The organism is Azospirillum sp. HJ39, assembly GCF_041507355.1.
Lineage (GTDB): Bacteria > Pseudomonadota > Alphaproteobacteria > Azospirillales > Azospirillaceae > Azospirillum > Azospirillum thiophilum.
In genome coordinates, this window is sequence record NZ_CP167908.1 from 13,997 (window position 1) to 40,083 (window position 26,087).

A 26,087-nucleotide genomic window follows, 5' to 3' on the forward strand; every position below is an offset into this window, starting at 1 on the left:
GCATTCCCGAAACGGCCTATGGCATCATAACGGGGTATGCACATTCTGCTCCAACCACCCGCGGTTCGCGAGGGGTCGACGGACAGTCGCACGTTGCGCGCGCGGCGTCTTGTGGTATTGCCGCCGTGGCGGTCGAGGGGCGGTCACGGATCCGCCTGGGGCGCGGGATCCGGTAGCTGCTCGATCAGGGACTCCATCGCCTCGGTGCGGCTGGCCGCGCCGATCTGCTCCACATAGGCATCGAGACGCGCCAGCTGGTCGACCGTCAGGTAGACGATTACGCCCTTGCGCCCCTCCTGCTTCAGCCGGTCGCGTTTGGCCCGCATGTAGTCGGCCTGTCGTGCGCGCCGGCGCTGCGTCATGAGCGACGCCATGGGGCAGCACGTCCAGCGCGCTGACGCGCGCTCACCGAGCGATGCGCCGCGATGCGGCGCAAGAGTTGGGGGGGCTCATTGCCGCCCCCCCACAACCCCCCGCTAGCGTATTTGCGGAGGATGATTGTGGGGTTGGTTGCAGTGAAGGTATAGTGATGGTGCCGCACAGCCTGGCGAGGCGATGGCGGTGAGGGTGATACCCTAAGTCGAGGGGCCGGGCCAATGGTCTGGCCCCTTTTGATTCCCACTCGCAAGTTCCTGCTTCCTCCGCTGACGGCCGACGAAAGTCTAAGCGCCGTGCGTAGAGAAGTGCAAAACAGTTTACAAGCCCGCCGAACAGTCGCCGTAAAGACAACAAATGCCGCCAATATCGCGAACTTTGGGTAGACTAATCTACGCTTACTTGGCGACCCGTTAGCAGGGTTTGGTTAAGCCTCAGACTGAATGGCTGAATGATTCGGGCATAGCTGCCGACTCAGGGTTCCGGGCGGGTGCGGCGGTGCGTGCTTCGCCGTCCGGAAAAGTGTGTCCAGGCAGGAATAGGGGGGCGACGAAGGAGGGCACCGGAATGCCGGCGGCAGTCCCTGCGACGTAAACGAAAGGTTAACGATAGCCGCGCACGCGGATGGATGCATATCCCCGTATGCGGTCGTGAGAGGTACCACATTCGAGCGATCTTCTAGCTATTTTGTCGATTAGTCGCTATTGTCCGCCTACTAATCGTCGTTTTTAAGGATGCGCAATGCTTAACGGGCGTAGCCACAAGCCAAGCTGCGTCTGTGGGAAGCGGACACGCATCGGTATGGCTCTTGCCGTTGCGGTGCTGAGTGGAAGCATCGAGGCCGGAAAGCCCGCTATGGCATTCGACCTGGGGCGTTCCGCGTGGTCGAAAGTCGCTGCCGAATACGGGTTGGACCCCTACCTGCTCTACGCCGTGGCCTTGGTTGAGTCCCGCAAAGGGAAAGAGGGTGGAATAGCGCCGTCTCCTTTTGCGATTGCGACCGCCAGTCAATCCTTCCAGCCGTCGAGCCGAGAGGAAGCGATCCGCATACTTGATCGTGAGATGAGGAACGGACGAAACGTCGCGATCGGCCTCATGCAGATCAGCTTGAAAGACCACGGGCGCCAAGTAGAGCACGCGGTTGATCTATTCGATCCCTTGAAAAATCTGCGTTTAGGCGCCCGCGTGCTGAACGAGGGGCTGCAAACAGACCATCCGGAGATAGCAGTACGCATCGGACGGTACAACGCATGGCAGCGAACCGACGTTGCCCGGCTGTATGGCCAGAGGGTGCTGGGGGTCTGCGGGCGATTGCGTCAGTTGGCGCGCGCGTCGGGTGCACGCGTGCGGCCATCGCTGTGTGAGAGCGCTTATGTCGCTCAACAGAAAGTAGGGAATCCATGAAACGCTTCCGTTGGGTGCTGGTCGCAACGGCGGCCGCCGTCGCTGTGGGCTGCTCGCCGGTGACCGATGCGAACCGGCCGTCGTTCGAACTTCCGACGCGGCCGCCGGATCCGTCTGTGCCGGGCGCAGAGGAACGGCTCGATAGCCGGCTTACGAAGGACGAACCGGTGCTGACCGTGCCGGTGCCAGCCGGCGCGTTCCGGCCGCGGCGGAGTGGCGGCTTGGAAACGCTGCCGGCAAAGCGGATGCCGGCGTTGATGCTGTCGGGTGCTCCCCTCGGCGCGGCGCTGCAGACTGCGTTGGAAGGGTCGGGCGTCGGGCTGGTGTTCACAGGGGACGAACTGGCCAGCAGTCCGGTGACTGTGGCACTGCCGGCCGGTTCGGTTGCCGAACAGGTGACGGCGTTGTGCACGGCGGGCCGCGCGTGGTGCTCGGCGTCGGCGGACGGACGGCGGGTCGAGGTGTCGCAGCATGCGACCTTCGTCGTGGAATTGCCGCCGGTGCCGGCGACCGTGACGAATGGCGGCGGGCGCTCGTCGGGATCGGACACGGGGTCGAGCGGGTCGGCCGGCGGGTCCGGCGGTGCTGGATCCCCGCGCTCGATGGGGACGGTGAGCTATGCCGGCATGGAGGGTGCGCTGAAAAGCATCCTCGGCGACGGCAATGTGAAGGTCGATAGCGCCGGGCGTACCATCGTGTACCGGGCGACACTGGATCAGGCGGCAGAGGCTGCGACGTATTTCGAACAAGTCAAGCGCAACAACGTGCTTGTGCTGATGGAAACGACAATCGCGGAAGTAAACCTCAACACGAACAATCAGCTGGGCATTCGCTGGGATGTTCTCCAAGCCAAGATTGGGGGTGGTCTGCGTGTCGCGCTGGGCGGCGGGCCGGCTGGCGGTATTTTGTCGCCGTCTGTCAGTGCTTCGGGAATTTACGACGGCAGCCGGCTGACCGCCAGCGTGCTGCTGGATTTCCTGGCGAAAGAGGGCGTTGTCGCGAATGTCCAGACACCGGAACTGACGGCGCTGAGTGGCACGCCTGCCAGCTTCACGAACGGTGGACGGCGGCGCTTCATCACACAGGTTGGTTTCCCGACCAGTGGGAACACTTCCAGCAGCGGGCTGACGATCAACAACGTCGCCAACAATACGGTGTCGACGGAAAGTTACACGCTCGGAATGAACCTGACGGTTAAGCCGCAGTATTACGGCGGTGTCGTCCATGCCGACGTGCTGCTGGACATTGTGGATCTGCAGAACGTCGAGAACATCACAACCGGCACAACGGTCATCCAAAATCCGATCACTTCGGATCGCTACCTGTCGAGCTACGCGATGATGCGGCCGGGACAAGCGTTGCTGCTGGCCGGAATCCGCAAGAAGCGGACGGAGGGCACGGCCGAAGGTCTGCCTGACGGGGATTGGGGGGTGTTTGCGCCGTTGCTGGCGGGAAAGGCGGCGGAGCAAAGCGAACTCGTGATTTTGATGCGTCCGCGCGTCGTGCGGTTCGAGGAAATCGGAGCGTCGAGCGCTCCGGTCATGCCGCCGATGCCTGAACCGCCGGTCGAACAGCGTCGGGCCCCTGGCAAGGGCGAACCGGAGAAGCTGACGCCGCGACGCACGGCGTCGGGGCGTCGGTCGGCGACGGCTCCGGACAAGGCGGTGTCGCGTGGCGATCAAAAGCGGCCGGTCCAGGTGGCGGAAGGCGGACGGTGGGTTGATCGTCTTCCGGTGCCGGCCGGCGATCTGGTGCTCGCACAGGCGGACGGCCGCAGCAGTTCGCTGGCTGCACAGCCGCCTCGAACGGCGGCGGGCGCGGCAGCGGCTGGGCCGGTTGTCCCGCCGGGTGTGCTCGATCCGGTGGAGCGCGTGGTGGAGTTGGGCAAGGTGGAACAGGACCGGGCGGAACATGCGCTGACGGTCTGGAAGAACACTGGCGGTCGGCCAGTGCGTGTTCGTCGGACGGAAGTGACCTCCGACGCGGATACGCGGGTCAAGGTGGTGTCGGACGAATGCTCGGATCGGGACATAGGGCCGGGCGCCAGCTGCGCATTGAAGATCGAGGTGGTGGGGACGCGCCGGGGTGTGCTGCGGGCGTCGGTGGCGCTGCAGCACGATACCGGAATTGGCGCGGTCAATTTGAAGGGCGAGGTGGTCGATAGCGCCGCCCGCCTGTCGACGGCCGGACCCGAACCGAAGGATTTGGAACCTGGGACGAAGGAACTGCGCTTCGCCTCTCTGCCGGCGGAACGGGTGGTGGCTCTGTCGAACCGCTCCGATACCTCGTTGGCGGTGGCCAAAGTTCGCCTCATTGGCGGCGAGCAAGCGGGCATGCGCGTGGTGGAGGATGGATGCAGCGAATTGACCGGCCTGAAGCCCGGCCAAAGCTGCATGGTGGTGGTGAGCTATGCGCCGCCGGCGGTGACGGGCAATGTCGGCGCCGATCTCCTGGTGGTCCACAGCGGGCCGTCGCGGCAGCTTGTGGTGCCGGTTTCCGGGCAAGGCGCGGGCGAAGGTGAGGACGGTGGAAACGTCGTCAATCTGCCGCCAGTGCCGGAATCAGTGATGTATGGCGGCGCTTCGGCCGGCGCGACCGCGCCGGGCGGTGGAGGGCCGGCAAAGCCGGCTGGTGTCGGCGCGCTGCGCCTTGTCGGTGTGCAGGGGGCGCGCCGACTGGTCGATGATGGGACGGGTACGCGAAGCGTCGAGGCTGGGGAGGTAATGCTTGGCGGCCGGGTCTGGAAGGCCAGCATTGGCCGGAATGCGCTGACGCTGGAAGGCGGCGGCGAAAAGCTGGTGCTGACCCTCGGTATGTTCGGCTCTCGGAAGGGGCCGGGTAAATGAGCGGGATCGACCAAAAGACGGTCCAGGGCTTCGAGCGGGTGGCGGCCGTCGAGGTGGCGGCCGCCGCGGCGGCGGGTCGCGAGATCTCACACCAAGCGGTGATGTCTCAGAACCTGTTCCTGAGCATGATGGATGAAGACCCGCGTGGCCGGCGCAACGCCTCGGGCGAGACGCTGCGCTCCATGGTGCCGTACTCGGCCTTTGGCGAGCATTCGCTTATCCCTACTGAATTGACAAACGGTGTGCTCGTCGTCGGAGCAACGGCGGACCATGATCCGGCGGCGGTCGACAATCTGTGCTACGCGGTCCAGGCGGCCGGTTTTGAGGTCGAGACTGTTACGGTCGAGACGTTGGCGCAGCAGGACGTCGAGGAAGCCCTTGCCTCCTTCCGCCCGCCGTCACCGGAGCGGATCGGCGAACTTGCCGCCCATTTCGCCGGGGATCCTGAAAACGGCGGGGACGCGCTGCTGCAGCTGCTGGAGGATGTGTGGACGGAAGCGCTGGACCTGGGCGCGTCGGACATTGATTTCATGTTCTTGCCGGAGACGACGAAGAACTGGATCGCGTTCCATGTGAATGGCGAGCGTGACCTTCGGCACAATATCCCCTCTGTTACGATGGGTGCGCTTGTGTCGCTCGTGAAGCGACAGGCCAAATGTCAGGACTACTCCGTTCGCGAGCGTATTCAGAGCGGTCGCCTTTCGATTTCCTGGCAAGGGCGTTTGATTGATGCCCGCGTTGGTACGGGTCCCATCGAGCCCGATGGCGAAGAAGTCTCGGTGCGTCTCCTGGATCTGGCCAAGGTGCCGCGCTTCCGCGTGCTGACACGGCACATGCCGGATGTTGGCGAGGCGTTGCTGTCGTTGATCCAGGCGCCGGTGAAGGCGTCGGGCTTGGTCATCATATCGGGGCCCACGGCGCAGGGGAAAACCACGTCGCTGGCGTCGATCGAAGGTGCTTATGACCGCGTGCGCCGCAAAATCATCGAAATCTCGCGACCGCCCGAATATCTGGTGCCGTATGTGCTGGCGGAGGACGCGAAAGGTCGCGAAGGGCGCAAGGTAGCGGACCATATCGCCGGCGCGCTGCGCCGTGCGCCGGATGTTTTGGTCGTCCAGGAAGTGTTGACGGAAGAGGACGGAGACGCTTCGGCACAAGCCGTCGATAGCGGTCACCTAACCTATCTGACACTGCACGCCGGCGACGCGCCGCAGACCGTTCAGCGCTACATCGAGCGGCTTGGACAGGACAACCAACGTGTCGCGCACGCCATCGTGGGTGAGCACTTGCGCGTTGTCGTCAATCAACGTTTGGTCCGGACGGTCTGCCATGTGTGCCGCGAGGATGCCGGCCCGGTGCATAAGCACTTCGCGTCGGTCGATCTTCAGCGGTTGAAGCTGAAGCGGGCGACGCCTGTATACCGGCAATCGAAGACGGGGTGCCGATACTGCCGGCACACCGGAGTCAGCGGTCGCGCCCTGGCGGCCGAGACGATGATCCTGCCACGCGAGCCGGAATTTAAGCAGAAGATCATCCAGCTGATTAAAGACCAGCGGTATGACGAAATTCCGCTGTCTGACGGCGTGAAGTTTACCCCTCGGGTCGAGCGGGTCGGGCAGTTGCTGGCTGAAGGTCTGCTGTGCGTCGAGACTGCTGGCGACCTTATGGCGGTGAGGTGACCGATGCAGATTTTTTCGGTCACGTCGCGCGGCCGCGACGGGTCTAGGCCGCGGCTGGAAAACGTGTGGGCGATTGACGCGCAGGATGCACGGGAGCGGGTTGTGCGATCCGGCCGTGACGTGCTTCGGGTGCAGCCGCGCACAGTCCGCAGCTGGTCTGCGTTCTGGCGGGTGAACGCCTTCAGCGAAAGCCTGTTGCGGTCGGTAGCGCAGCAGAGTTTCGCGGTGCCGGCGCAACAGGCGCTCGCGGACTTGATCCGGCGCGAGACGGATCCCTGGAAAATGGCGGTCCTGGCGCCGGCGAAGACGGCGCTTGATGCGGGCGCGAACTTCGTCCAGGCGCTGCGCGCGCTCGAACTCTACGACGAAGCGACTTTGACGATCATCGGCGCCGGCGAAAAGGCGGGCCAGCTGGATGAAGCCGTGGCGCAGGCGGTCGAGCAAGTGCGGGCGAAACGGTCGCGGGCGCGTGCCACTCGGGCGTTCCTGGTCGGCCTTGCCTCGGAATGGTCGGCGCTGTTCAGCGGTGTTTCGTTCGTCCGGTCCAATTACCTGCCCGGTCTGATGATGAGCGGGATCCGGACGGACGATGCGGCCTTGCGAGCGCGCTTCGATTTCGGATTGGCGACAGTGCGGACGATCATGGACACGGCCTTCGTGCTCATGACGTCGGTGACGGTGATCGGCGGCGTCCTGGTACTGGTGCGCTTCGCATTCCGGGGTCGGCGGAACCATTGGTCGGCGCGGATTGTCCAGGCAGTGCCTGGGCTGCGGGCGTCGGTACAGCATGACGCCCTGTCGCTTTCCATGGCGGTTGCCGCGCGCCTGCTGCGCGCCGGCGAGGCGGTCGGACACACGGTCCAGTTCGCGCGGGAGGTTTCGCAGGTTCCTGCGGTGCAAGCCTATTGGGACAGCGTGCATGCGGCGCTCGATGTGGTCGAGCCGGCGCGTGCATTTGCGAGGGCGCCGCTTGACGGCGGCGAGCGAGCGCAGATCGGGCAAGCCCGGCAAATGGCAGACATAGCGGCCGCGTGCGAGCGGATCGCGGAGCAACGCGCCGAAAAAGCCAAGACGACGCGACGGCGAACGCTGGTGCTCGGGCTGAGCCTTTTCGGGGTTCTGGTCGCGGTCGCGCTGGGCGGGATCGCGTGGCTGCTGAGCCTGCAGCTTACCGCCAGCCAAGAGGCTGTGCGGCACATGACGAAACGGCGGTGAAGATGCAAGGGGACATGTTGGGGCTCCGGCCGGAGGTGCCGGAAAGCTTGAAGGTGCTTCGGATCGAATCACCGGAGGGGCTGAACGAGCGCACGGCCTGGGAAAACGCCTGTGGGAAATGCGGCACGGAACGCGTGGCGTATGTGGCCAGCTACGCGGCGGGGTTTCTCTATGTGCTGGCGGCGCCGGTGAGCGACCTTCCGCCGGCGTCCTGGTGCCCGTTCGCGTCGGTGCTTCCGTCCGGCTCGCTAGAGGGGACGGTTGCCTATGGGTTCGGTACGGCTGCGCGGCAAACGGTGCTCGTGATCCCGGCCGATGGCGATCCGAAACTGTTCACCGGGCCGCCAAGCGGTGTCGCGAAAGCCGTGGAGAAATACGGGGTCAGCATCCAAACGCTTGACGGTGAGCACACCGGAACGGTGACGCCTTGGGTGGTTCAGTCGCTGGCCGAGGAACAGTTCGTGCGCGCGGTCGGTGGGCTGATCGTGCGGCGCGCAGTCGGGATCATGGCTGCATCGGTGGCGGTGGTGACGGTGTGCGGGGTCGTGTCGGCCGGCGTGGGGCTGTTGACCTCGGCCTCAACGGAGGCGGCGACCAAGCGGGCCCTGGCGGTGGTCAGCGATGCCCGGACCTTGGCGACAAACGACATTGCCGCGCAGCTGGGCCGCTTCGATGACGTCGACCGTTCGGTGCTGCAGCTTGGTGGCGATCTGCTGAGCTTCAAGGTGACGAAGGGGGGGGCGGCAACCTGGCGCGCGAGCTTCCCGAAGACCGTTACGGCTGACGCCATCGAGGCGATGGGCGGGCGGTCTGACACGGTGCATGCCGATGGAGGCGTCTATGCAGTCTCTCGCTGAGATCCGGCATCGGCTGCGGCTGGCTTTGAACGCTCCAGCTTTTTGGGACCGGTCGAGACTGTGGGAGGTGTGGCGGCAGGCGGCGCCGGCCTCGCACGTCGTGGTGGCGGCCGCGGCGATCGGCGCTGCGGGGAGTGTTGCCGCGGCGCTGCTGGCGGTCCAGGACATGGCCAAGGACGTACAGGACTGGCGCCGTGCGGCGGTGGCGGCGGATGTCCCGTTGCCGGTGGTGCAACGGCGGCCGCCGGATCCGAAGCAGATTTCGGACGTGGTGGCGGCGCTGTCGGCGGCCTACCCGGACGTGATGGTCAAGCCGTCAGGCGCCGAACTCACGGTGGCGGTCGGCAACGCTGAAAAGCTGGCCGCATTCAGGGCAGCTGTGCAGCGGCTGCAGGTTCTGGATCCGTCGATCCGATGGCAGGTGTCCATGCTGTGTGCCGGCAAAGAATGCCCGAACCTCGCACAGATGACCGCACAAGGAACTGTGGTCGAGTTTCAAATCGAAAAAGGAAAAAAGGGGCGCTGACATGGGTACTATTATCGCTTTGATTTTAGGCGCGATGACGCTCGTCGGCTATCTGGCCTATATGTTCATGCCGTCGTCCGACAATCCGCTCGGCGACACGGCCACTCAGACCAACCGTGCGGCAGCCTACTCCACCGTGGGCATTATGTCTTCGACGCAGCAGGGATTCACGACAATGCAGTCGCGTGGCGTGGCAATCAGCCAAGTGCTTTTCAACGGCAGTGAAACCGGCCTCAACGGGGCGCCGGTGGACCTTATCACGGATGAATCGGACGTCATGTCCACACGGCAGTTGTTCCACCCCAAATTCGGGACGATGGCCAGCCCGCCAGCGTTTCCGAGTGCGGCGTCGGCGGCGGCGGACCCTCGGACAAGCGTGTTCTACTACCGCAACAACGTCGCATTCAGAGGCGGCGCCGGCGCGGTGCCGTTGGAGTTGGGGACGACGACGCCCGAAATCGTGATGTTCGCCCCGAACATCAAGACCGGGGTGTGTCTGTCGATCAATGCGCAGCTGCACAACGACAGCGAGGAAGATCCCGATCAGGTGCCGAACAGCGGGTTGGCGCTGTCCGCCTTCACGGGGACGGACGCCACCCCTACGGTTATGACGACGGCGCCGGCTGGGCTGCGCGCCCGCACGACGGGATGCGTGCAAACGACGGACGGCGCCTATGTGGCGTTCGTCAGCTTGGCCAAGCGCTGACCGATGGGGGCGCTGGTTGCGGTGGCGTTCGGCGCGCTCGTGATGCTCGGCTTGGCGATCGGCGTCATTGCCGGTGACAGCGGTGACGTGCTGGGCGCCTTTTCGGCGACGCGGGCGCAGACGGAATTGGAAACTCAAGCCCGGCTTTATCAGACCGCGATGGCGGCTTGCACTCTGCGGGTCGCGAAGGACGTCACCTCGCCGGATGGCCAGCCGCGCGGCTGGCCCGCGCCGGCCGGCGGCGTCGGCAACGTGTCCGGTCTGACGTGTCAGGACGGACGCGCGGTCATTTCTGGCGGGCAACCGCTGCCGGCGGCGCCGGCCGGGTTCGCCAGCTGGGTTTATCGGCGCGACGGCGCGGCGGTTTGCCTGATGACACTGCCGGTCGAGCGCACGAGCGAGACGGATTCAGCGGTCCAGGGGGCGGTGCGGCGCCTGGGGGCTGGCCAGAGCTGGGTTTCGCGAAACGGCGGGCTGGCGGTGCTGCTGACGCTGCGCACGGCCTCCATTCCTGCCGGCAGTGCCTGCGACCTCTAAAGGAAGATTCCCGATGCTAATTGCGGTGATCCTGGGCGGCCTCGCTTTGCTTGGGCTGATGGTGTCCGTTTCCGCAACCGTCGTTGTCGTGATGCTGGGCGGCATGGTGAGCGCTCAGTTGGACGCGGAGAACCGGCAGATTATGGCGTCGGCCGCTCAGCAGCTGGCGGCTGAAGCCACAAATCTAGACGGCGATGCGGTACCGGAGGTGACGCTGTTGCGGGCTGCAGTGGCGGGCGAACCGGTCCTGCCGGCCGGCGGCTGGTACATCGCGGCCTCCAGCGGCGCGCCGAAACTGGATGTATGGGGGGCGCCGCTGGTGGTGTGCGCGGTCGACAACGGAGTGCGGGGTACGCAACCGGAATTGGCTGGGCTCATTCCTGGGACGTCGGTTCCGACCGAACTCAACGCCGCACCGCTTTTCGCGCTGATTATGGCCGGCGAAAACGGACTGTTGGAAACCTCCTGCGCGTCGGCTCTCGCCGGCAACGCCAGCGGCGATGACACAGTGAGGCGCGTGTCGGTGGCGGAATCCATGCAACTGGCTGGGCCTCTGGTGGCCACGGCGCCGGAGACGGTGGAGTACGGCACGGATGGTCTGGGATCGACATTCCGCGTGAATGGGGCCGTGGAATCCCAGTCGCTGGCGGTCAGCGGAGAAGCGGCGGTCGGCAAGCTGACGCTCGGGCAACCGCTGGCTATCGGTGACGGCGGCACCTCGGCCTCAACGGCGGCCGGTGCGTGGTGGGCGATCCTGCAGGGCGCGCCGGCGGACTCCCTGGCGTGGCAGGTCGCCGGCGCCGTCCAGGTGTCCGGCGGGACGCTGAACGGCGTCAGCATCGGAGCGACCACGGCAGGGTTCGGCAACTTCAGCAGCCTGACCGTCAACGGGGCGACCGTGTGGACGACGGCGAACGATGGCGCGGGGTCGGGTCTGGACGCGGACATGCTTGACGGGGTTCCGGTCCAGGCGAACGGCGCGACCACGGGTCAGGTGCTGCAGTGGAATGGTTCGGGCTACGCGCCGTCGACGCTGGTTGCCGGTGGCGGCGGTGGAATTGGCTTGGTCGAGGCTGACACGCTGCAGACTGTGACGGCCCGCGGTGCTTCAACGAACCAAGTCATATCGGCGGCGGGCTATCTCTACTCGTCCGACCCGCGGCTGAAGGCGGACATGCGGGCGATTCCGGCGGATGAAGCGCTGAGACTGGTCGAGCGGTTGGAAGGGTTGCGGTATGTGCGCCTGTCCACCGCTGAAGGCGAAATCGGCTTCAACGCGGAAGCCGTCGAGAAAGTGTTGCCGGAGGTCGTGCGTGTGGGTCCGGACGGGCTGCGGAGCGTGGCCTATGGAAACCTGACCGCGGTACTCGTCCAGGCGCTACACGAATTGCGGGCGCGGCAGGATGCGGTAACGCTGAGACTGGCGTGCCTCGCGGCTGCGATGGGGGCGTGCCTGCTGGGTGCGCTGGGTTGGGGGCTGCGCCGGCGGGGATGGTTTGGTGTGATGCTGGCGGTGGGGCTGGCGATCCCGCTGGTGGCCGGCATCATGGGATGGTCGGCGCCTGCAGCTGCGCAAAGCTGTCCAAGCATGCCCGGCAGCATGCGGTGCATTCCGGCCGGGGCGACACTCGATGTCACGGCCTTCGGGGTCTGCAAGCGGCTCACCAACACGCGCTCTCTGGCCATGATGGTGCCGCTGGGGTCGGCGGCAGAATGGACGTCGGCCTACAGCAATTCTGCGGCCGTGGCGACGGTGGCAGCCTGCTACACCTACTCCTGGTCGGGGTGGTCCGGCTGGTCCGGCTGCTCGGCAAGCTGCGGCGGCGGCACACAGTCGCAAACCCGGACGTGCCAGCGGTCGGAGACGGGCGTCGCCGGCAGTACTGCCGTCGATCCCAGTTATTGCGGCGGGGGGTCGACCACGAACACGCAATCGTGCAACACGCAATCCTGCTGCACGCCTAATTCTCGCATCACCGGCTATGGCGGCTGCTCGGCAAGCTGCGGCGGTGGAAGTCAGACAGTCTATTGGGAAGACGGCTGCGGTGGGTCGTGGACTACCAGTCAAGCATGCAACACGCAAGGCTGCACGCCGCCCCCTTCGATCAGCTGGAGTTACGATAGGTGGGGGGGGAGTTGCAGGCACATCGCAGTGTCTGTCAGCCAGAGTTTCAATGGGTCACAGTCCTTCTCGGGTTCTTGCGCCCTGGCGGGGCAGTCCTCCGGCTGGTCGACTGGCGGTGGCTTCGATGTGACTTTCTGCGACGACGGATCCCGGCGCGGCTGTACACAGACTTTCGATGTATCAGCCTGCAACGGAAGCGGATGCTCGAACTCACGGATCGACATTGATTGGAACTACTAAAAAATCTCAGTAATGACGGGGTAAGATTCAAATGATGTTGGCAAACACTCTGCGCGCAACTGCGTTCGTTACACTGTTCAGCGGTTCAGCTGCATTAGGTGGCGAGGTTTGCGCGGTCGAAGGGCTGGGCGTTCCGGACGGGACGGTGCTTCTGCAGCTGGGGGCCGTCGACATGAACGGCGGCCCCGTATACCGGCAGTGCGTCGACGGAAGGTTGGGTTCGCCCTTTACCGCAGCGAGCCTGCCCCGATCGGCGCCAACCGCGCCCGAACAACCTCGGACGGTCACATCGGCGCCGGCGTCGCCAGCTGGTCAGGGGCAGGAGGCGGCCGTTGGCGCCGCAGATCTGGACGCTGCGGTGCGTCGGCTCCTGACAGAACAGCCGGGTTTGGTGGCGGCCGCCATGCAACGCGCGCAGGAACAGCAGCGACAGCAGGCTGCAGCTGAGCGCAACCGAAGGCTCGCGGAGATGTTGCCGAAGGTGGTCGAAAGCGGAATCAGCGTCGGCGCGGTCGAGGCGGACGTTACTGTTGTCGAATGGTTGGATTATGGGTGCCCCTATTGCCAGCAAAGCGAGCCTGGGGTGCGGGAACTGCTGGCGATAGATCCGAAAGTGCGGGTGGTGTTCAAGGAGATGCCGATCTTGGGACCATCGTCCGTGCTGGCGGCGCGTGTCGCACTGGCGGCTCGCGAACAAGGGCGTTACCTGGACGTGCACCATGCGCTGATGGAAATGAAGACCGGGCACGGTGTCGATCTGAAGCCGGCGATGATTGAGGAAATGGTCGCGACGCTCGGCCTCGATGGCGAGCGGCTGAAGCGCGACATGGAAAGCCCGGAAGTGAACAAGGCCCTGGCGGAAACGCGTGCTGAAGCGTCGTCCCTCGGGATCCAAAGCACGCCGACGTTCGCCATCGGCGCAGAGATGGTCCCTATGGCACTGACGGCTGAAGGACTGGCGGCGAAGGTTGCGGAAGTGCGGGGCAAGCCGCAGGCAAGCTCTGCAACTCCCTGAAAGAAAACGGAACATACTGCGCCGCCCTGCCCTACTCGGCCGGTGGCGCAGCAGACCCGGAAAAAACGGCATAACGAATGCGACGACGCAAAATTCCAAAGTCGCACGCGCGTATAGGATCAATCCGTTATGCCATCGTGAATTGATGATTTGATAAAATCATCAATTCTTGGCGGCCATATCCAACGGGTGCACCTTCATTCGGTGAAGCACCTCGATCACCAGCTGCTGGGCGCGGCGGGATAGCGGCGTCGCCACGCGGCTGTAGGCTGTGGCGTCGAGTAGTTCGTCCACTCTACTCAAGGCTGAGATTGGCGGCAGGCGACGGTCGGCCGGCACCATTTCAAGGAAGCGTTTCGCCCGCTTCTGGACGTCGGGGTGAGTTGGCCACCGGTTCGGGAGTGCGACGGCTCCAGGCAGACGTTCAAGATCCTTCAGCACGCGTTGTGCCTCCTGGATCGAGGCGCCGTAGGGCAGTACCACCAAGTCAGCGACGGACTGCACCAGCTTGTCGAGTTCCGGTCGGGCAGCTGCGCCGTCAAGGATGATGAGTAAACGCTCCTGCTCGTCCAGCTTCTGCAGCATGGGCGGCAGTAGGCTGAGATCTCGGCCGTCGAGTGGAAGATAGCGGCGTTGGCCGCTGATTGGTTCGTCCTCGTCGTCGGTGGTGATGACCACGGCATCAATGGGATGGGGCAGGCTGCCGCAACCGTGTCCGATCAGGTGCGCTAACGTGCTTTTCCCGGTGCCGCCCTTGTTGCCGGCGGTGGCGATCAGCTTAGCCACGGTTCTGGCCCTCCGTCTTATAACGCGCTTCAAGAATGCGCAGGATGATTTGCTGCGGAGTGATGTTCTTGCCTGCCTCAACGGAAGCGTCGGCCGCCTCGCGCACCAACTGGCGCATGAGCGTTCGCGGGATCCGCAACTGCAGCGGTTCGGTGTCCTCCGGCGGTCGACCACGGCCGCGGGGCGTAGGGGTGGAAGCCGGGGAGGGTGTCGTATCAGACGCGACAGGGGCGGGTGGCGCAGGTTCCGCCCGTGGGGGGCTAATCTCTGTTGGGGGCGTTGTGGGCGCCGGCTGTTGCGCCGGGCCTCTAAGGTTGGCCAACCCTTCCGCAAGGGCGCCAAAATCGCGGGTCTTACGTGCCATCATGCACCGATGAATTTTTAATACGAAAAATTGAAACCGTCGAAACGGCATGAGGGGATCGTAGCGTGATGCCAAGCACGGATGCAATCGTGCATCATGCGCAGGACGGCTGAAGCGGTGCTTTTTCGATGCGGGCTATGGCGTCATACGGATAATGAGGCGCCGGGCCGTCGCTGCGTGCCATCGCTTGCCGCGTGGTGTTGGGATTCCTAGATCGTTCAGCGCTTGTGCGATCCCGGCATAGGTCGTGCGGCCGGCGGCGCGAATGCGATCCACCTGCTGCACCAGTTCAGCGGCGCGCGCGTCGGCGCGCTCTCGCCGGACAGCGCCGCCCTGGCGGGCGAGTGCACCGCCGTCATGCCCCAACGCCGGGTTCCCAAGCTTTTTGCCCCGGCCCTTGGCTGCAGCGAGGGCGGCGCGCGTGCGCTGGGCGATGGCCTCGCGCTCATGCTCGGCAACGGCCGCAAGGATGTGCAGGGTCAGCCGGTTGGCCTCCGGAAAATCGACGGCTACGAAATCGACGCCAGCTTCCATCAAGCTGGAGATGAACGCGACGTTGCGCGCCAAGCGGTCTAGTTTGGCCACCACGAGCACTGCACCGCGCTTGCGGCATGCGGTCAGTGCCTGGGCAAGCTCGGGCCGGTCCTTTCGCTTTCCGCTCTCCACCTCCGTGTAGGCGTCGACCAGCTCGCCGCGGCCGGCGACATAGGCCGCCACCGCGCGCTGCTGCGCCTCGATACTCAAGCCTGCGGCTCCCTGCTTGACCGTCGAGACGCGGTAGTAGGCGATGAAGACGTGGGCTGGTGAGGGCATATCAAAACCAAAGGAACGTTTGGTTTGAGCATACTGACCGCATCACAGCCCGACAAGCGAGGGCATCCCCAGCCAAAAGCATAGGAATGAATCGGGAATAAGATCCTATCACGGCGTGGAATTGATCGTTTTTAATGCAAAATGGTTGTATGTCAAAAATTGCATATCCATGTTGGGGATGTCCAAAACATGAGGTACCCAATGAAGCGCTTCGCCATTACCTACGACAATCCGTCTTCTCGCGCCCCGAATGACTCGGTGTGCAAAGCGCTGCAAGCACTCGGAGGAACAATAACCTTTCCACCCGCCGGACCCGAGACAACCATTGCCTTTTTGTCGAATGAAAATGACCCTATTAAAATAAAGGCCGCAATTGTGAGCGGACTCGACAAAACCAATGGGTCAGCGATGGTTAGCTATCGTATCGAAAAAGCGGCCGGACACACGATTGCTGCTTTCACTTGGCCAACTGCCGATACTGCCGCAGCGCGTGCTACCGCAAATTGGAAAAGCCTCTTTTGATGGTTGACGGCGCCGCCCTGGGCGATCACCTCGCCGGCGTGCCGGCGGCGATCCGGATCAGGCTGGCCAGCGGCGCCCCGGCCGGTCGGCCACCGCGTCCTCCAGGTCCTGCAGCTGAACCTCGACGGCGCCGCCCTGGGCGATCACCTCGCCGGCGTGCCGGCGGCGATCCGGATCAGGCTGGCCAGCGGCGCCCCGGCCGGTCGGCCACCGCGTCCTCCAGGTCCTGCAGCTGAACCTCGACGGCGCCGCCCTGGGCGATCACCTCGCCGGCGTGCCGGCGGCGATCCGGATCAGGCTGGCCAGCGGCGCCCCGGCCGGTCGGCCACCGCGTCCTCCAGGTCCTGCAGCTGAACCTCGACGGCGCCGCCCTGGGCGATCACCTCGCCGGCGTGCCGGCGGCGATCCGGATCAGGCTGGCCAGCGGCGCCCCGGCCGGTCGGCCACCGCGTCCTCCAGGTCCTGCAGCTGAACCTCGACGGCGCCGCCCTGGGCGATCACCTCGCCGGCGTGCCGGCGGCGATCCGGATCAGGCTGGCCAGCGGCGCCCCGGCCGGTCGGCCACCGCGTCCTCCAGGTCCTGCAGCTGAACCTCGACGGCGCCGCCCTGGGCGATCACCTCGCCGGCGTGCCGGCGGCGATCCAATTTTTCGCGCATTCAGGCATGCGCGCTGTAAAATCCGTGCACTGAAAGCCGCGTTGCTGAAAGCAAGAACCATGTACGAATTAAGCCGTATCACAGATCCGGACAAGCTGTTCAAAGCGGCTACCGCACCGCGTCCAGATGGCCCCGGCTTTTCGGAGGATGTCGCGCTGCGCGGCGTGTTCCTGGTGGTCGAGGCGTCGGGCGTCAACGATCCTGGCCCGGACTTTACGTGCTGGAAGCTCGTTGGCGCCGATGGCGACGAAGTAGCGAGTGCGGTGGTTCCGGGGTTTTGAATTGGGGTAGGGGTGTGGCTTCAGGGCTCGGAAGGCCACATGATGCCGCACCACACCAGCACTGCCGCGACGACGCCAGCGACGGCAGTCAGGAAGGCAAGGACAAGGCTGACAGTATGCGCTTGCTCTAGCATGCGGTCGGATAACAGGGCGTCCGTCCACATGCCGGAGGTTCGAGCGCGCACGATCAGCGCGCGCAGCTGAGTGGCGAAGCCCGTCACCAGTGCCGGCAAGGCGCAGCTGAGCATGCCGGCGCCGAGTGCGACATAGAGCGTTTTGTAAAAGCGGGCAGCAAGGATCCGATCACCGCCGAATAGCGCCAAGGTGCGTTCACCTAGGATGGATAGAGCGATAAGGATCAGCAACAGGCCGATTGCGGCCAAGAACAGACGGCCCTCAAGGGATGACGGAATCACAGCGAAAACACCTGCGGGTTGGTGTATAAAGCCATACTCTTGTAGCGGTCATGTCGGAAGGCTTTCTATGGGTATCCGTTTCCTCGCTATTCCGTTGCTTGCAGCGGCCATGACGGGTGGCATTGGTTCGTATGCGTCGGCACAGCAAGCCGCTGCTCCGGCCGTGCGCGCCACGATATTTGTGTCGGCGCAGCCGGAACCTGGGGCCGCGTTCAAGCCGATCATGGTCATGGAGTCGGAGCCTGACGGCAAATCCATGCAGACTCTCCTGTCTGACCCTCACACGCTGCACCGTGCCATTGTCCGACTTCCGGACGGACGGGAAGAGGTTTGGCAGGCTTACGCGTGCGTCAACGGCAGCGTGACCGGCGTAACAATGGGGCCGCTCGGTCAAGAACTGCGATGCTCGGATGGGTACACGATGCAGAAATAGGACACAGAGCTAAGGGCGATCTGATGCGGTAGGGGCGGCCACAGCCGCCCCTAACGTGTTCAGCGGCGGTATTGGGACAGTCGCACAACATTCAACATTTGCGCTTGGAGTTGGGTTGGCCCTCTTGCTTTGTCCCGTTGGCGTTCCAATTCGGCAGCTGTGCCGGGCGGGAGTTTTGCCCATGGTAGGATGTGCTCCTGCAGATCCTGAACGTCGAGACATTCGCTCGGCTCGGTGCCAATCCAGAGCACTGTCTGCGGCTCGTCCGTTGCCTTGCGGCCGGCTTTCTGAACGTGTGCGAAGAATGTTTGGAGAGGATTATCCCAACCGACATGTACGGTGGTGCCGGGCACGTTGCTGATTAACTGGAAGCGGCTCACGGCTGCACCTCGCCGCGATCGGCGGCAGGACGACGCATTACGACGGAGCTTAGCGGGGCAAGTATTCGCAAAAAGGCGCCGGCTGTGGCCATTACGCTGGCGAAAGCGGCTGCGACAGGGAAGGGTGCATGTAGCAGCTTTCTCACGAGTTCCAGCTGAGCCGCCGGGCTGATGGTATTCCATTTCGTGGCAAGCGCTGACCACTCCGCCGGGCCGGTACTCCACCAGGCCATGTAAAAGATGGAGACCGCCAGTCCGATGGCGAACCACTTTGCCCATGAGGCTGTGAAGGCATAAAGGGCTGCGGCAATCCGCAGAACGCTGCCAATGGCGGTATTGGCAACGGTGGCGAGTGTCCGGATAGTGGACTTCGTCTGCTTCGCCGATGCGGCCGGCGTCTCGGACGCAGTGGGAATGGTTGCGATCCTGACCACAGGCACAGGGGCACTTGCTGAAGCTGGATCCGGCGGCATTGGCAAGCCCATCAACCGCTCGTCCACCTCGTAACAGAAATTCTTCCATTCGGGATGAAGGTAGATGGTTCGGGGAATCTCGATAAACGCTAACCGTTGGACAAGCCATCGCAACTGTTCGTTCAGCCCCTCTACATCAATGTTCGTCACATGGAGAAAGCTTTCCAGGCCGTGGGCTAAAATCCCGTTCAGATTCAGCACCGCTTCCACGTCGGCCGGCGACCACATTGCGGCGGTGTGATGCCCGAAGATTTGCGCAGGGGTGCCGTAGAGCCGCGTCGGGTTGATGACGCGCGACAGGGCGAAGTAGGCGGCCAGAATGTTTTGAACGCGTTGGTCGGGTAATAAGTCGGTGACGGTCTGCAGCATGGGAAAGCCTCGGTGGACAGGGGGCTGATGGATCGGCGATAGCCTGTCGGTTAGGGCTTGTCGGCCGGGCTGAACGCCGCCTGCTGGATGGCGGTCGCCAATGCTGGATCGGCGTTCAGCGCCGCTGCGATCCGGCGGCGCAAAGCGCCGGTCGCGTCCACGCGGATCAGCATCGAGTCAAACTGCAAGATCCCGAAAGAGCCAAGATTAACGCGGCTGACGAGATAGGTTTCGGAGATTGCGAAGGGCGCGACCTGGGTAGGTACGGTTACCGTATCTGCCTTGGGTACGGTGATGACGGGGGCGAACTGTTCTGACATGGGGTTCTCCGGTGATAATACGGATCGGTGCTGCCGGGTGACAGTTGGCGGAAAAGTTCAGTCACTGCGGGGGACACCGTGCCGGCGGTTGGAGGCGCCCCGATTTGAGCCGGGGCGCCATGAATCTAGTTCCTGAAGTAGAGTTGCGCTGTGGCCGTAGTTCTGGTTTCGCCCTCATCTTCATCAACGGAAGGCTTATCCTCGACCAGCAAGGCATTGAACTTTCCGGCGACAGGGGCATTGATGCGAACCGAGACGACGCGGCGGCCGTCTTCGGTGTTATTCTTGATCCAAGCGGCGCCAATTTCGGCCGGCCCACACACCACGCGGTAGTCAGGCTGCTCGCTATCAGCACTCTTCGCTTCGTTTCGCTGCAGCGCGCATGCGCGATTGAATGTGACGGTGGTGATCTTTCCGGCCCACCCGTCTCCAGTTTCTTTGAAAGAGCCGATGCAAGTCATTTCTACCCCTGAAGTTTAAGTGTCGGTTAGAGCAAGATTGCGAGAGTGCCCAAAAGGTAGTGGACGCTCTGGATCGGGCAGAAGCACAGCCACGTTGTCGATTTCGACAAGCGCGGCCGCTACAACGTCGCGTTCAGCCATCTTGTGCTCTGTCGCGAAAGTGCGGATTGCATTGAGCGTACTTTGGTGGAGACGAAGCCAACAGTTCACCCGTGGATCGGGGGGGAGTTGCTTCGGATCCTGCGTGTAAAGCAGATGGCGCAAGCCGGTGTGAAGGTAGGCGGTCCGACCGGTCAGCGATCCGGGGATCTTGAAGTTCCTGCGGACGATCATCGGTGACGGTTTCCACGTAAACGAAAGGTTAACGATGTTGGCGCGCGCGAGTGGCTGCATAACCGCGTATGCAACTCGTTTGCGGTACCACACTCTAGCGTCCTTCTAGCCATTTTGTCGATTAGTCGCTATGGTCTGCCTACTAATCGTCTAATGAGAGGCATCAAGATGCTTAACGTGCGTAGCCACAAACCGGCGACGGAAGCCGGTGTGGAGGGGAAGGTGTGGGTGCTGGCGCTCGGTGTGCTGTGTGCCTACGCGGTCATGACGATGCCGGGCATGGAAGCGTTCGCGCAGGCGGATCCCACGAGCGGCATTGTCGCGAAGGCGACCAGTGGGCGGAACAACATGGTCACCATCATCAATGCGGTGATCGGCGTTGTCCTAGCCGGTCAGCTGGCGATGACGATCATGAACAAAGCCGACTGGAAGTGGATGATGCTCACCGGCGCGGGCGGCGCCGGGATCAACACCGTGCCTGCGATCCAAAGCTGGATTGCGTCGGCGAATTAAGATGATTTTAAGGTCAGTCGCGCGGCCTGCCCGGCTCATGGGCGCAACCCGCGAAATAACCTACGTCGCGTTAGGCGTCACGATATTTGTTTATTTCATGACGCTTAACGGTTTTATCGCGTTCGTTATCTTCGGCATTGGTCAGGCTATCGCCGTAGTTCTTACGAAGCGCGATCCTGACCTTATGTCCATCGGGATTGCCCGGCGCCACTGCAAGGCGGCGCCGGCACTGGATGGTGAAGCTGGCCACTGGTACAGCGGGAGTTGATTGATGGCGGGAAAGTCGCTTGCTGTCGGCGCGGGGGTCGCCGTTGGCGTCACCGGCGTTGGGAGTCTTGTCGCAACAGTGGCTTCACTGGCTGGGCCGGCTGCAGCGATCGCAACAGAGAGCCTTATCCAAGGCGCCGGTATCCTGGGTGTGGGGGGGGCGGTTGCTGTAGGCGCTCTTGCGGCAGCAAAGCGGCTTCCACGCGCGCCCATTGAGAAGCGGACTGCGGATCTTTTCGAAGGGGTGAGGATCGAGGGCGAACTTGGCGATCTGCTCGTAGCAAAGGACGGTACGCGGATCCGAGTGCTGCGACTTGCGGGGGTCGACTATGGATCGGTGACACCGGAAGGCGTCGCGCAGTTGGAGCGTCAGCGTCACGACATGTGGCGTGACCTCGCGGCGCTGGGGTGTCATGTGACGGCCTACAGTCGGCGCGAAAGCGTCGGGGCCTCGAACGAAGCGGATTACGCCGAACCAATCCTTCAGCATATCCACGACCTTTGGTCCGCGTCGTTCTCACGCGTCTATGTCAATGAACACTATCTCATTCTGCAGGTTTCGGGGGCGCATGCCCCCAAGGTAATGGTGGAGGCGACGCGTCGTGTGGTCGAGGGCCTGGACGCGTGGGGCCCGCGGGTGCTGTGCAATGATGAACCGCGGTCGGAATTGCTGTCCTTCTGGGCGTCGGTCCTGAACGGTCGGCCGTGCGAGGTTGCTCAGGCAAGCGATAACCTCGGCGAACGGCTGGCGGCCATGAGAGTGGGCTTCAACAGCGCTGCGGGCCGGGTGCTGTTCCGAGAGGATGGCCGCCAGTTCATGGCTGCGGCTGTGTCGGTGAAGGAATGGGGCATTGAAGACGGGCCGGGGATGCTGCGGTCGATCATGCAGATCCCTGGGCGGGTTGAAGTCCTGTCGCACGTCGTTGGCTTTGCACAGGACACGCTTGTCGGCGCGCTGGATCTTGATCGCAAGCAAGTTGCGCTGTTTTACAAATCTGGCGCCGCTGGTCAGGACTTCGCCACCGCCATTGAAAAGGTTGCATCCGATGAAGACAGCTTTCTGAAATATCAGCTGACCGTGTTCGTCTACGGGGAAACGGAGGATGAGCTAGAATATTTGCTCGGCGTGGTGCGCAGCATCGTCAAAAGCTGCGGTCATGAAGCGGCGACGGAAGCGGGAGCGATCGAATATCTTTGGCGCAGCCGGCTTCCGGCGGTGCGTCTTTTCTCGCGACCGCGGCGGCTGTCCGCTGAAAACTTGGCTGGGCTGATGACATGGGAGGCCGAGCCCACCGGAATGGCGTCCTGCGATTGGGGGCCGGGGGCAATCCGGTTGTTCCGGACGCGAACCGGAGGCCCCTACGCGCTGCAGCTGCACACCGCAACGGAGGGTCCAGTCGCTGCACACTCGCTGACGGTCGGCGGAACAGGCGCCGGCAAGACGGCGCTGTGGCTGCACCTGGCCGGCGGCGCCCTTCGTCACGAACGGGTATCAGCCTACCTGTTCGATTCCGGGCAGGGGTGCCGCGTCTTTTGCGAGGCCGTCTCTCCTGGATCCTACATCCACCTCGGCCGCCGCGAAGCGGGGCTCAATCCGCTGCAGCACTTCAAAGACAAACGTGACGCGGATTTCCTGAATCAGTGGCTGCGGATGCTGGCTGCTGACGACAGCGCCGAAGCGGATATGGAGGCGAATGCCGCGCTGAGGATGATCCGCGACGTGCCGGCAGCCCGCCGCATACTGCGACAGTCGATGGACTGTTTCCCGCACCAAGGGCGGCTCCGGTCAGGACTGGAACGCTGGGCGGCAGAAGATGGTGTCGGCGCGCTGTTCAATGCGGAGCGGGATACGCTGGATCTGACGGAACGCCGCCTGTTCGGCTTTGCAATGGACGATCTGTTTGAGGTCGAGGCCGCGACTGCGGCGGCTGTTGGCTACATCATGCATCGCATCCGCCAAGTCGCACGCGAAGGCAACAGACCGCACCTTGTGTTCATTGATGAGGCACCACGCCTTCTGAGCAATCCCGTCTTTGCTGCGGAGGCAAAGAAACTATTGCTTGAGCAGAGAAAAGCACGCGGCTCCGTAAACTTGGCGTTCCAAACTGTAAAATCAGTGTTCGATACAGGGATCGGGCATGTAATCATTGAGAGTTGCCCGACATTTTTCCTGTTTCCGAACGAAAGCGCTTCCTGGGAAGACTATAAGCACTTGAACCTAACCGAAGGACAGTTCCGCGCGATCCGACGCGAAAGCCGTCTGACAAAGCATCTGCGGCGCTGGGTGATGGTCAAGAAGGGACAGGAAACCGTGATCTTGGACACGGACCTTTCCTGTCTCGGCGGTGCGCTCCGCGTCTATCGCGGCGGGCCGGATGAATCGCTGCTCATGCAGCAACTGCAACGTCAATACGGGGTCGAGCGATGGGTGGAAGAACTCGTGAATATGGACTGAAGGCTCTGCGCGCCGGCGTTGCCGGTGCCGTGGCCATGGTTGCGATTGCCGGCACGGCTCGCGCCGACATGCCGGTGATCGACGCGACCACATGGGCTGAGCTGATTGCCATCGGAAAGACGGCAAAAGAAGAACTCCAAACTGTTATGGACACTTACAACGAAATCAACAGCTACGTGACCTTCGTGGGCCATGTTGGTGACATGGCAATCGACTACGCGCGCAATCCGACACGACTTATCAATGAAATCGGAAGTTGCCTCTTCAGCTTTAGCTCTAGGAACTACAATCTAAACCTTCCAACGCTCTGTGAGGGCGCGCAGATGGTGGAAAAGGAGTATTTCACAGTCGCGTCGCCTGACGGTTCGCTGTCTGAGGGGGTGGCCAAGGACATTGAAACCAAGCGGACGGTTGCAGCTGAAGAGGCTGTGAAGCGCGGTATGGCCATGAGCCTGTATCAGCAGTCGAACCGCCGTACGCGGGACGATCTGCTTGCGAGCGCGGTCCTTGCTGAGAGTCCGGTCAGCGGCGCCAGCCAAGTGAACATCACGAACCGGCTTCTGGTAGAGCTTCTGACGCAGCAGCAGACAACTAACCTGCTTCTCGCGTCTCTGCTTGAGGTGCAGACCACTCAAAGCCTGCAACAGATCCCCATTGTCATGACCATGGGACAGGATCGGGTAGGCGTGCGGTAATGGCGGCAGCTTGCCTTACCTGCGAAATATTTACGCTATTTGATGCGGCACAGGTTAGCTACGGGGAGCGCGCCTATACAGCGTTGTGGCCATCGGTCAAGAATGCCTTTGATGTTTTCGTCGGCGTCTCCCTTTGCTTCTATTTCTTGCGAATGATCGCTACTGGCAATGCGGCCTTCTCCGAGGGCGTGTTCCAGTTTCTGATCTATGCGTTCTGTGCGCAGACGATCTCAAGCACTGCATTCTTCAACGACTGGATCGTGGATCCCGTTCGAACCTTCATGTTCAACGGCGCTCAGGTGTTGATGACACAAGCGAGTGTTGCCGGGTTCAGCGGGGACGTGAGCGGGGTTCTGCGGACTGTAGAAGCCAACCTGTTGTGCGTCGTGAACCTTGGTCTGCAGATGATCCGCGATGCCGGCGTGTTCGGCCTTGCTGCCATCGTTGCCGCCATCATCATGGGGTTCCCCTATCTCGTCGCGCTGCTTCTATTCCTTCTGCTGCTTACTGAGGTCCTGGTCGTCCTCTTCATCGTGAAGGCGCTCGGCCCCCTGCTGATTGGCTTCCTGGCGTTCAAGCCGACACGCAGCATCACAAAGAACGGCGCGAAGATGCTGGGACAAGCGGCCGGCGCAATCCTCATCACGGCGGCGCTGATGGGCCTCATGATGGGGCTGCTGGGCACCTTTATGAAATGGGTGCCGGGCAGCTGCACGGGCGGCTGGCGCGACGCTAAGGGGTTCATCTGGAGCGAGGGCTATATCGGCCTCGTGCTCTTCGGGTATTTCATGCTGCTGATGCTCCTGAAAGCTCAAGGGTGGGCGGGGCAGCTTATCGAGTTCCACGGCAATTCGGCGGCGCAATTGGCCGGCGCGGCGGCTGTGGGAAAGGCCGCCATGACGGTTGCGAGCGGCGCCATGGGCGCGGCAAAGCTCGTCGGAGGGCTCGCCGGCGGGGTGAACCCGCCATCGGAATGGGGACGTCAGGGGGGTCAAGGGGGCGGCGGGGGTGGTGCGCCTAGCCTACCTGGACCGGCAACCCCTCCACCGTCCATCGCTCCGCCGTCGTCCTCGGTAAAGATGCTGGGAAACGGGCCACTGGATTGGCAGGGGCCGTTCCCGACTGGTGGCGGCGGTCGACCAAGCGGCGGTCCGATGGGTGGGGGACCGATGATCGGCGGCGGTGGTTCTCCACAGTTGGGCGGGCGGACGGCCGCGTTACCGGCACCGGCTCGTGCGCTGCCGGGTCCAGGCGGCTCCGCTGGCCCCCGGCAGTTGGGCGGGCCGACTGGCGGACCAGCCGCGCCGGGGTCGGCCGCATCTCCGGCCTTCCGTCAAGCCGCCGTCCCGTCAATGGTCGGCACCGGCGGCATGCAGGGAATGGCCGGCCGGGGCGTTCCTGCGACCTCTGGCGCGGCTCCTGGTGCATCTGCTGTCGGCAGCGGAGCCAGTGGACGCACCGGCGATATGGGGGGCCGCGGCGCTGAAGCGTCCGGCGGCGTCGGTTCGCGCGGCGATATGGGGAGCCGCGGCGTTGAAGCGTCCGGCGGTGTCGGCTCTCGCGGCGAAAGCGGGGGCGGCGCAACAGTGCCGGCGGGAACGGGGGCAGCAGCTGCGGCAGCCGGCGCAAGTGGGCGCGGGGGCGATCTGGCGAGCGGTGCAGCGGGTGGGGCGAGTGGCGTAGCGCCCGGCGTCCAACGTGCCGGAGGCTACGATTCTACGCGCGGAAATGTCTCGGGCGCCGGTCCTGCCGGACATGGGTCCGGCACTGAAGGTCTACCGGGCCGCGACGGAGCGGGAGGCTCCCGTGGTTCAGAAGCAACAGGCGACGGCGGCCGCGGTGAAACAGGCCGCGGCTTTGCCAGTCCGCGCGTAGCGCCGCAGGGGCCAAGAGCTGGTGGCGGCGGTTACGGGGCACGGATCACGAACGGCGTAGGGGTGGCGGAAGTGATCCCGCCGCGTGGTGCCCCTGTGCGATCGCAATACACAAGGAGATGGCGATGAGGCGTTTTATGGTGCGTCTC

28 protein-coding genes are annotated in these 26,087 nt (G+C 63.6%); 18 read left to right on the forward strand and 10 right to left on the reverse strand.

The window, feature by feature from the left end:
• Nucleotides 1-143 precede the first annotated feature (143 nt).
• Entirely contained in the window at nt 144-374 is a 231-nt protein-coding gene (locus tag ABMY26_RS07310; protein WP_085084825.1) for a hypothetical protein, read from the reverse strand.
• A gap of 802 nt (nt 375-1,176) precedes the next feature.
• On the opposite strand from ABMY26_RS07310, the gene ABMY26_RS07315 reads away from it, so the two are divergent.
• The 10 genes from ABMY26_RS07315 to ABMY26_RS07360 are packed head-to-tail and all read left to right on the forward strand — an operon-like array spanning nt 1,177 to nt 13,525.
• Nucleotides 1,177-1,779, forward strand: a complete 603-nt coding sequence (locus tag ABMY26_RS07315) for a transglycosylase SLT domain-containing protein (RefSeq protein WP_372395359.1) — start codon at nt 1,177-1,179, stop codon at nt 1,777-1,779.
• Nucleotides 1,776-4,625 carry a type II secretion system protein GspD gene (locus ABMY26_RS07320; protein ID WP_372395360.1) on the forward strand — a complete coding sequence of 950 codons (2,850 nt, stop codon included), beginning with the start codon at nt 1,776-1,778 and terminating at the stop codon, nt 4,623-4,625. Before ABMY26_RS07315 ends, ABMY26_RS07320 begins: the two co-directional genes overlap by 4 nt.
• Nucleotides 4,622-6,304 carry an ATPase, T2SS/T4P/T4SS family gene (locus ABMY26_RS07325; protein ID WP_372395361.1) on the forward strand — a complete coding sequence of 561 codons (1,683 nt, stop codon included), beginning with the start codon at nt 4,622-4,624 and terminating at the stop codon, nt 6,302-6,304. Before ABMY26_RS07320 ends, ABMY26_RS07325 begins: the two co-directional genes overlap by 4 nt.
• Before the next feature lie 3 nt (nt 6,305-6,307).
• Complete coding sequence (locus tag ABMY26_RS07330; RefSeq protein ID WP_372395362.1) at nt 6,308-7,519, forward strand: hypothetical protein; 1,212 nt, start codon at nt 6,308-6,310, stop codon at nt 7,517-7,519.
• A complete protein-coding gene (locus ABMY26_RS07335) occupies nt 7,516-8,376 on the forward strand; it encodes a hypothetical protein (RefSeq protein ID WP_372395363.1) in 861 nt (286 codons plus the stop codon). Before ABMY26_RS07330 ends, ABMY26_RS07335 begins: the two co-directional genes overlap by 4 nt.
• Nucleotides 8,360-8,902 (forward strand): hypothetical protein, encoded by a 543-nt coding sequence (locus ABMY26_RS07340; protein WP_372395364.1) that lies wholly within the window; start codon nt 8,360-8,362, stop codon nt 8,900-8,902. The genes ABMY26_RS07335 and ABMY26_RS07340 overlap by 17 nt, the downstream gene beginning before the upstream one ends.
• A gap of 1 nt (nt 8,903) precedes the next feature.
• The gene (locus ABMY26_RS07345; protein ID WP_372395365.1) at nt 8,904-9,608 is read left to right on the forward strand and encodes a hypothetical protein; all 705 of its coding nucleotides are present in this window, start codon (nt 8,904-8,906) and stop codon (nt 9,606-9,608) included.
• A 3-nt stretch (nt 9,609-9,611) separates the two neighbouring features.
• Complete coding sequence (locus ABMY26_RS07350) at nt 9,612-10,145, forward strand: hypothetical protein (RefSeq protein ID WP_372395366.1); 534 nt, start codon at nt 9,612-9,614, stop codon at nt 10,143-10,145.
• Between the two features lie 13 nt (nt 10,146-10,158).
• Nucleotides 10,159-12,510 carry a tail fiber domain-containing protein gene (locus tag ABMY26_RS07355; protein WP_372395367.1) on the forward strand — a complete coding sequence of 784 codons (2,352 nt, stop codon included), beginning with the start codon at nt 10,159-10,161 and terminating at the stop codon, nt 12,508-12,510.
• Nucleotides 12,511-12,541: 31 nt separating this feature from the next.
• Nucleotides 12,542-13,525 (forward strand): DsbA family protein, encoded by a 984-nt coding sequence (locus tag ABMY26_RS07360; protein WP_372395318.1) that lies wholly within the window; start codon nt 12,542-12,544, stop codon nt 13,523-13,525.
• Nucleotides 13,526-13,687: 162 nt separating this feature from the next.
• On the opposite strand, the gene ABMY26_RS07365 is transcribed toward ABMY26_RS07360, so the two are convergent.
• The 3 genes from ABMY26_RS07365 to ABMY26_RS07375 form a co-directional block, all read right to left on the reverse strand.
• Nucleotides 13,688-14,311, reverse strand: a complete 624-nt coding sequence (locus ABMY26_RS07365; protein ID WP_372395319.1) for a hypothetical protein — start codon at nt 14,309-14,311, stop codon at nt 13,688-13,690.
• Nucleotides 14,304-14,429, reverse strand: coding sequence for a hypothetical protein (locus ABMY26_RS07370; protein WP_372395320.1), 126 nt, complete (start codon nt 14,427-14,429; stop codon nt 14,304-14,306). The genes ABMY26_RS07365 and ABMY26_RS07370 overlap by 8 nt, the downstream gene beginning before the upstream one ends.
• 381 nt (nt 14,430-14,810) lie before the next feature.
• Nucleotides 14,811-15,488 carry a recombinase family protein gene (locus ABMY26_RS07375; RefSeq protein WP_372395321.1) on the reverse strand — a complete coding sequence of 226 codons (678 nt, stop codon included), beginning with the start codon at nt 15,486-15,488 and terminating at the stop codon, nt 14,811-14,813.
• Nucleotides 15,489-15,689: 201 nt separating this feature from the next.
• On the opposite strand from ABMY26_RS07375, the gene ABMY26_RS07380 reads away from it, so the two are divergent.
• The gene (locus ABMY26_RS07380) at nt 15,690-16,010 is read left to right on the forward strand and encodes a hypothetical protein (protein WP_372395322.1); all 321 of its coding nucleotides are present in this window, start codon (nt 15,690-15,692) and stop codon (nt 16,008-16,010) included.
• Between the two features lie 529 nt (nt 16,011-16,539).
• Here the strand turns inward: ABMY26_RS07380 and ABMY26_RS07385 are convergent.
• Complete coding sequence (locus tag ABMY26_RS07385; RefSeq protein ID WP_372395323.1) at nt 16,540-16,668, reverse strand: hypothetical protein; 129 nt, start codon at nt 16,666-16,668, stop codon at nt 16,540-16,542.
• Nucleotides 16,669-16,727: 59 nt separating this feature from the next.
• On the opposite strand from ABMY26_RS07385, the gene ABMY26_RS07390 reads away from it, so the two are divergent.
• Entirely contained in the window at nt 16,728-16,949 is a 222-nt protein-coding gene (locus ABMY26_RS07390; RefSeq protein ID WP_372395324.1) for a hypothetical protein, read from the forward strand.
• Between the two features lie 20 nt (nt 16,950-16,969).
• Here the strand turns inward: ABMY26_RS07390 and ABMY26_RS07395 are convergent, their stop codons facing one another.
• Nucleotides 16,970-17,332: a hypothetical protein gene (locus ABMY26_RS07395; RefSeq protein WP_372395325.1), complete on the reverse strand. Its 363-nt coding sequence runs from the start codon at nt 17,330-17,332 to the stop codon at nt 16,970-16,972.
• A 100-nt stretch (nt 17,333-17,432) separates the two neighbouring features.
• On the opposite strand from ABMY26_RS07395, the gene ABMY26_RS07400 reads away from it, so the two are divergent.
• Complete coding sequence (locus tag ABMY26_RS07400) at nt 17,433-17,798, forward strand: hypothetical protein (RefSeq protein ID WP_372395326.1); 366 nt, start codon at nt 17,433-17,435, stop codon at nt 17,796-17,798.
• A 59-nt stretch (nt 17,799-17,857) separates the two neighbouring features.
• On the opposite strand, the gene ABMY26_RS07405 is transcribed toward ABMY26_RS07400, so the two are convergent.
• The 4 genes from ABMY26_RS07405 to ABMY26_RS07420 form a co-directional block, all read right to left on the reverse strand.
• A complete protein-coding gene (locus ABMY26_RS07405) occupies nt 17,858-18,178 on the reverse strand; it encodes a hypothetical protein (RefSeq protein WP_372395327.1) in 321 nt (106 codons plus the stop codon).
• Nucleotides 18,175-19,020: a hypothetical protein gene (locus tag ABMY26_RS07410; protein WP_372395328.1), complete on the reverse strand. Its 846-nt coding sequence runs from the start codon at nt 19,018-19,020 to the stop codon at nt 18,175-18,177. Before ABMY26_RS07410 ends, ABMY26_RS07405 begins: the two co-directional genes overlap by 4 nt.
• A 50-nt stretch (nt 19,021-19,070) precedes the next feature.
• On the reverse strand, nt 19,071-19,340 hold the full coding sequence (locus ABMY26_RS07415; protein WP_372395329.1) for a hypothetical protein: 270 nt from the start codon (nt 19,338-19,340) through the stop codon (nt 19,071-19,073).
• A 125-nt stretch (nt 19,341-19,465) separates the two neighbouring features.
• The gene (locus ABMY26_RS07420; protein ID WP_372395330.1) at nt 19,466-19,801 is read right to left on the reverse strand and encodes a DUF736 domain-containing protein; all 336 of its coding nucleotides are present in this window, start codon (nt 19,799-19,801) and stop codon (nt 19,466-19,468) included.
• Between the two features lie 501 nt (nt 19,802-20,302).
• On the opposite strand from ABMY26_RS07420, the gene ABMY26_RS07425 reads away from it, so the two are divergent.
• The 5 genes from ABMY26_RS07425 to ABMY26_RS07445 are packed head-to-tail and all read left to right on the forward strand — an operon-like array spanning nt 20,303 to nt 26,067.
• Nucleotides 20,303-20,647, forward strand: coding sequence for a hypothetical protein (locus ABMY26_RS07425; RefSeq protein ID WP_372395331.1), 345 nt, complete (start codon nt 20,303-20,305; stop codon nt 20,645-20,647).
• A 37-nt stretch (nt 20,648-20,684) separates the two neighbouring features.
• Entirely contained in the window at nt 20,685-20,915 is a 231-nt protein-coding gene (locus tag ABMY26_RS07430; RefSeq protein WP_372395332.1) for a hypothetical protein, read from the forward strand.
• A gap of 3 nt (nt 20,916-20,918) precedes the next feature.
• Nucleotides 20,919-23,369, forward strand: a complete 2,451-nt coding sequence (locus ABMY26_RS07435; RefSeq protein WP_372395333.1) for a hypothetical protein — start codon at nt 20,919-20,921, stop codon at nt 23,367-23,369.
• Nucleotides 23,339-24,064: a hypothetical protein gene (locus tag ABMY26_RS07440; RefSeq protein WP_372395334.1), complete on the forward strand. Its 726-nt coding sequence runs from the start codon at nt 23,339-23,341 to the stop codon at nt 24,062-24,064. Before ABMY26_RS07435 ends, ABMY26_RS07440 begins: the two co-directional genes overlap by 31 nt.
• On the forward strand, nt 24,064-26,067 hold the full coding sequence (locus tag ABMY26_RS07445) for a type IV secretion system protein (protein ID WP_372395335.1): 2,004 nt from the start codon (nt 24,064-24,066) through the stop codon (nt 26,065-26,067). The genes ABMY26_RS07440 and ABMY26_RS07445 overlap by 1 nt, the downstream gene beginning before the upstream one ends.
• Nucleotides 26,068-26,087: the final 20 nt, after the last annotated feature.

Coding starts and splice junctions, on each gene's coding strand:
- ABMY26_RS07310 (WP_085084825.1), bottom strand. CDS start 374: ATGGCGTCGCTCATGACGCAGCGCCGGCGCGCACGACAGGCCGACTAC.
- ABMY26_RS07315 (WP_372395359.1), top strand. CDS start 1,177: ATGGCTCTTGCCGTTGCGGTGCTGAGTGGAAGCATCGAGGCCGGAAAG.
- ABMY26_RS07320 (WP_372395360.1), top strand. CDS start 1,776: ATGAAACGCTTCCGTTGGGTGCTGGTCGCAACGGCGGCCGCCGTCGCT.
- ABMY26_RS07325 (WP_372395361.1), top strand. CDS start 4,622: ATGAGCGGGATCGACCAAAAGACGGTCCAGGGCTTCGAGCGGGTGGCG.
- ABMY26_RS07330 (WP_372395362.1), top strand. CDS start 6,308: ATGCAGATTTTTTCGGTCACGTCGCGCGGCCGCGACGGGTCTAGGCCG.
- ABMY26_RS07340 (WP_372395364.1), top strand. CDS start 8,360: ATGCAGTCTCTCGCTGAGATCCGGCATCGGCTGCGGCTGGCTTTGAAC.
- ABMY26_RS07345 (WP_372395365.1), top strand. CDS start 8,904: ATGGGTACTATTATCGCTTTGATTTTAGGCGCGATGACGCTCGTCGGC.
- ABMY26_RS07350 (WP_372395366.1), top strand. CDS start 9,612: ATGGGGGCGCTGGTTGCGGTGGCGTTCGGCGCGCTCGTGATGCTCGGC.
- ABMY26_RS07355 (WP_372395367.1), top strand. CDS start 10,159: ATGCTAATTGCGGTGATCCTGGGCGGCCTCGCTTTGCTTGGGCTGATG.
- ABMY26_RS07360 (WP_372395318.1), top strand. CDS start 12,542: ATGATGTTGGCAAACACTCTGCGCGCAACTGCGTTCGTTACACTGTTC.
- ABMY26_RS07370 (WP_372395320.1), bottom strand. CDS start 14,429: ATGCGCCAGTTGGTGCGCGAGGCGGCCGACGCTTCCGTTGAGGCAGGC.
- ABMY26_RS07375 (WP_372395321.1), bottom strand. CDS start 15,488: ATGCCCTCACCAGCCCACGTCTTCATCGCCTACTACCGCGTCTCGACG.
- ABMY26_RS07380 (WP_372395322.1), top strand. CDS start 15,690: ATGAAGCGCTTCGCCATTACCTACGACAATCCGTCTTCTCGCGCCCCG.
- ABMY26_RS07385 (WP_372395323.1), bottom strand. CDS start 16,668: ATGCGCGAAAAATTGGATCGCCGCCGGCACGCCGGCGAGGTGATCGCC.
- ABMY26_RS07390 (WP_372395324.1), top strand. CDS start 16,728: ATGTACGAATTAAGCCGTATCACAGATCCGGACAAGCTGTTCAAAGCG.
- ABMY26_RS07400 (WP_372395326.1), top strand. CDS start 17,433: ATGGGTATCCGTTTCCTCGCTATTCCGTTGCTTGCAGCGGCCATGACG.
- ABMY26_RS07410 (WP_372395328.1), bottom strand. CDS start 19,020: ATGCTGCAGACCGTCACCGACTTATTACCCGACCAACGCGTTCAAAAC.
- ABMY26_RS07415 (WP_372395329.1), bottom strand. CDS start 19,340: ATGTCAGAACAGTTCGCCCCCGTCATCACCGTACCCAAGGCAGATACG.
- ABMY26_RS07420 (WP_372395330.1), bottom strand. CDS start 19,801: ATGACTTGCATCGGCTCTTTCAAAGAAACTGGAGACGGGTGGGCCGGA.
- ABMY26_RS07425 (WP_372395331.1), top strand. CDS start 20,303: ATGCTTAACGTGCGTAGCCACAAACCGGCGACGGAAGCCGGTGTGGAG.
- ABMY26_RS07430 (WP_372395332.1), top strand. CDS start 20,685: ATGGGCGCAACCCGCGAAATAACCTACGTCGCGTTAGGCGTCACGATA.
- ABMY26_RS07435 (WP_372395333.1), top strand. CDS start 20,919: ATGGCGGGAAAGTCGCTTGCTGTCGGCGCGGGGGTCGCCGTTGGCGTC.
- ABMY26_RS07440 (WP_372395334.1), top strand. CDS start 23,339: ATGGGTGGAAGAACTCGTGAATATGGACTGAAGGCTCTGCGCGCCGGC.
- ABMY26_RS07445 (WP_372395335.1), top strand. CDS start 24,064: ATGGCGGCAGCTTGCCTTACCTGCGAAATATTTACGCTATTTGATGCG.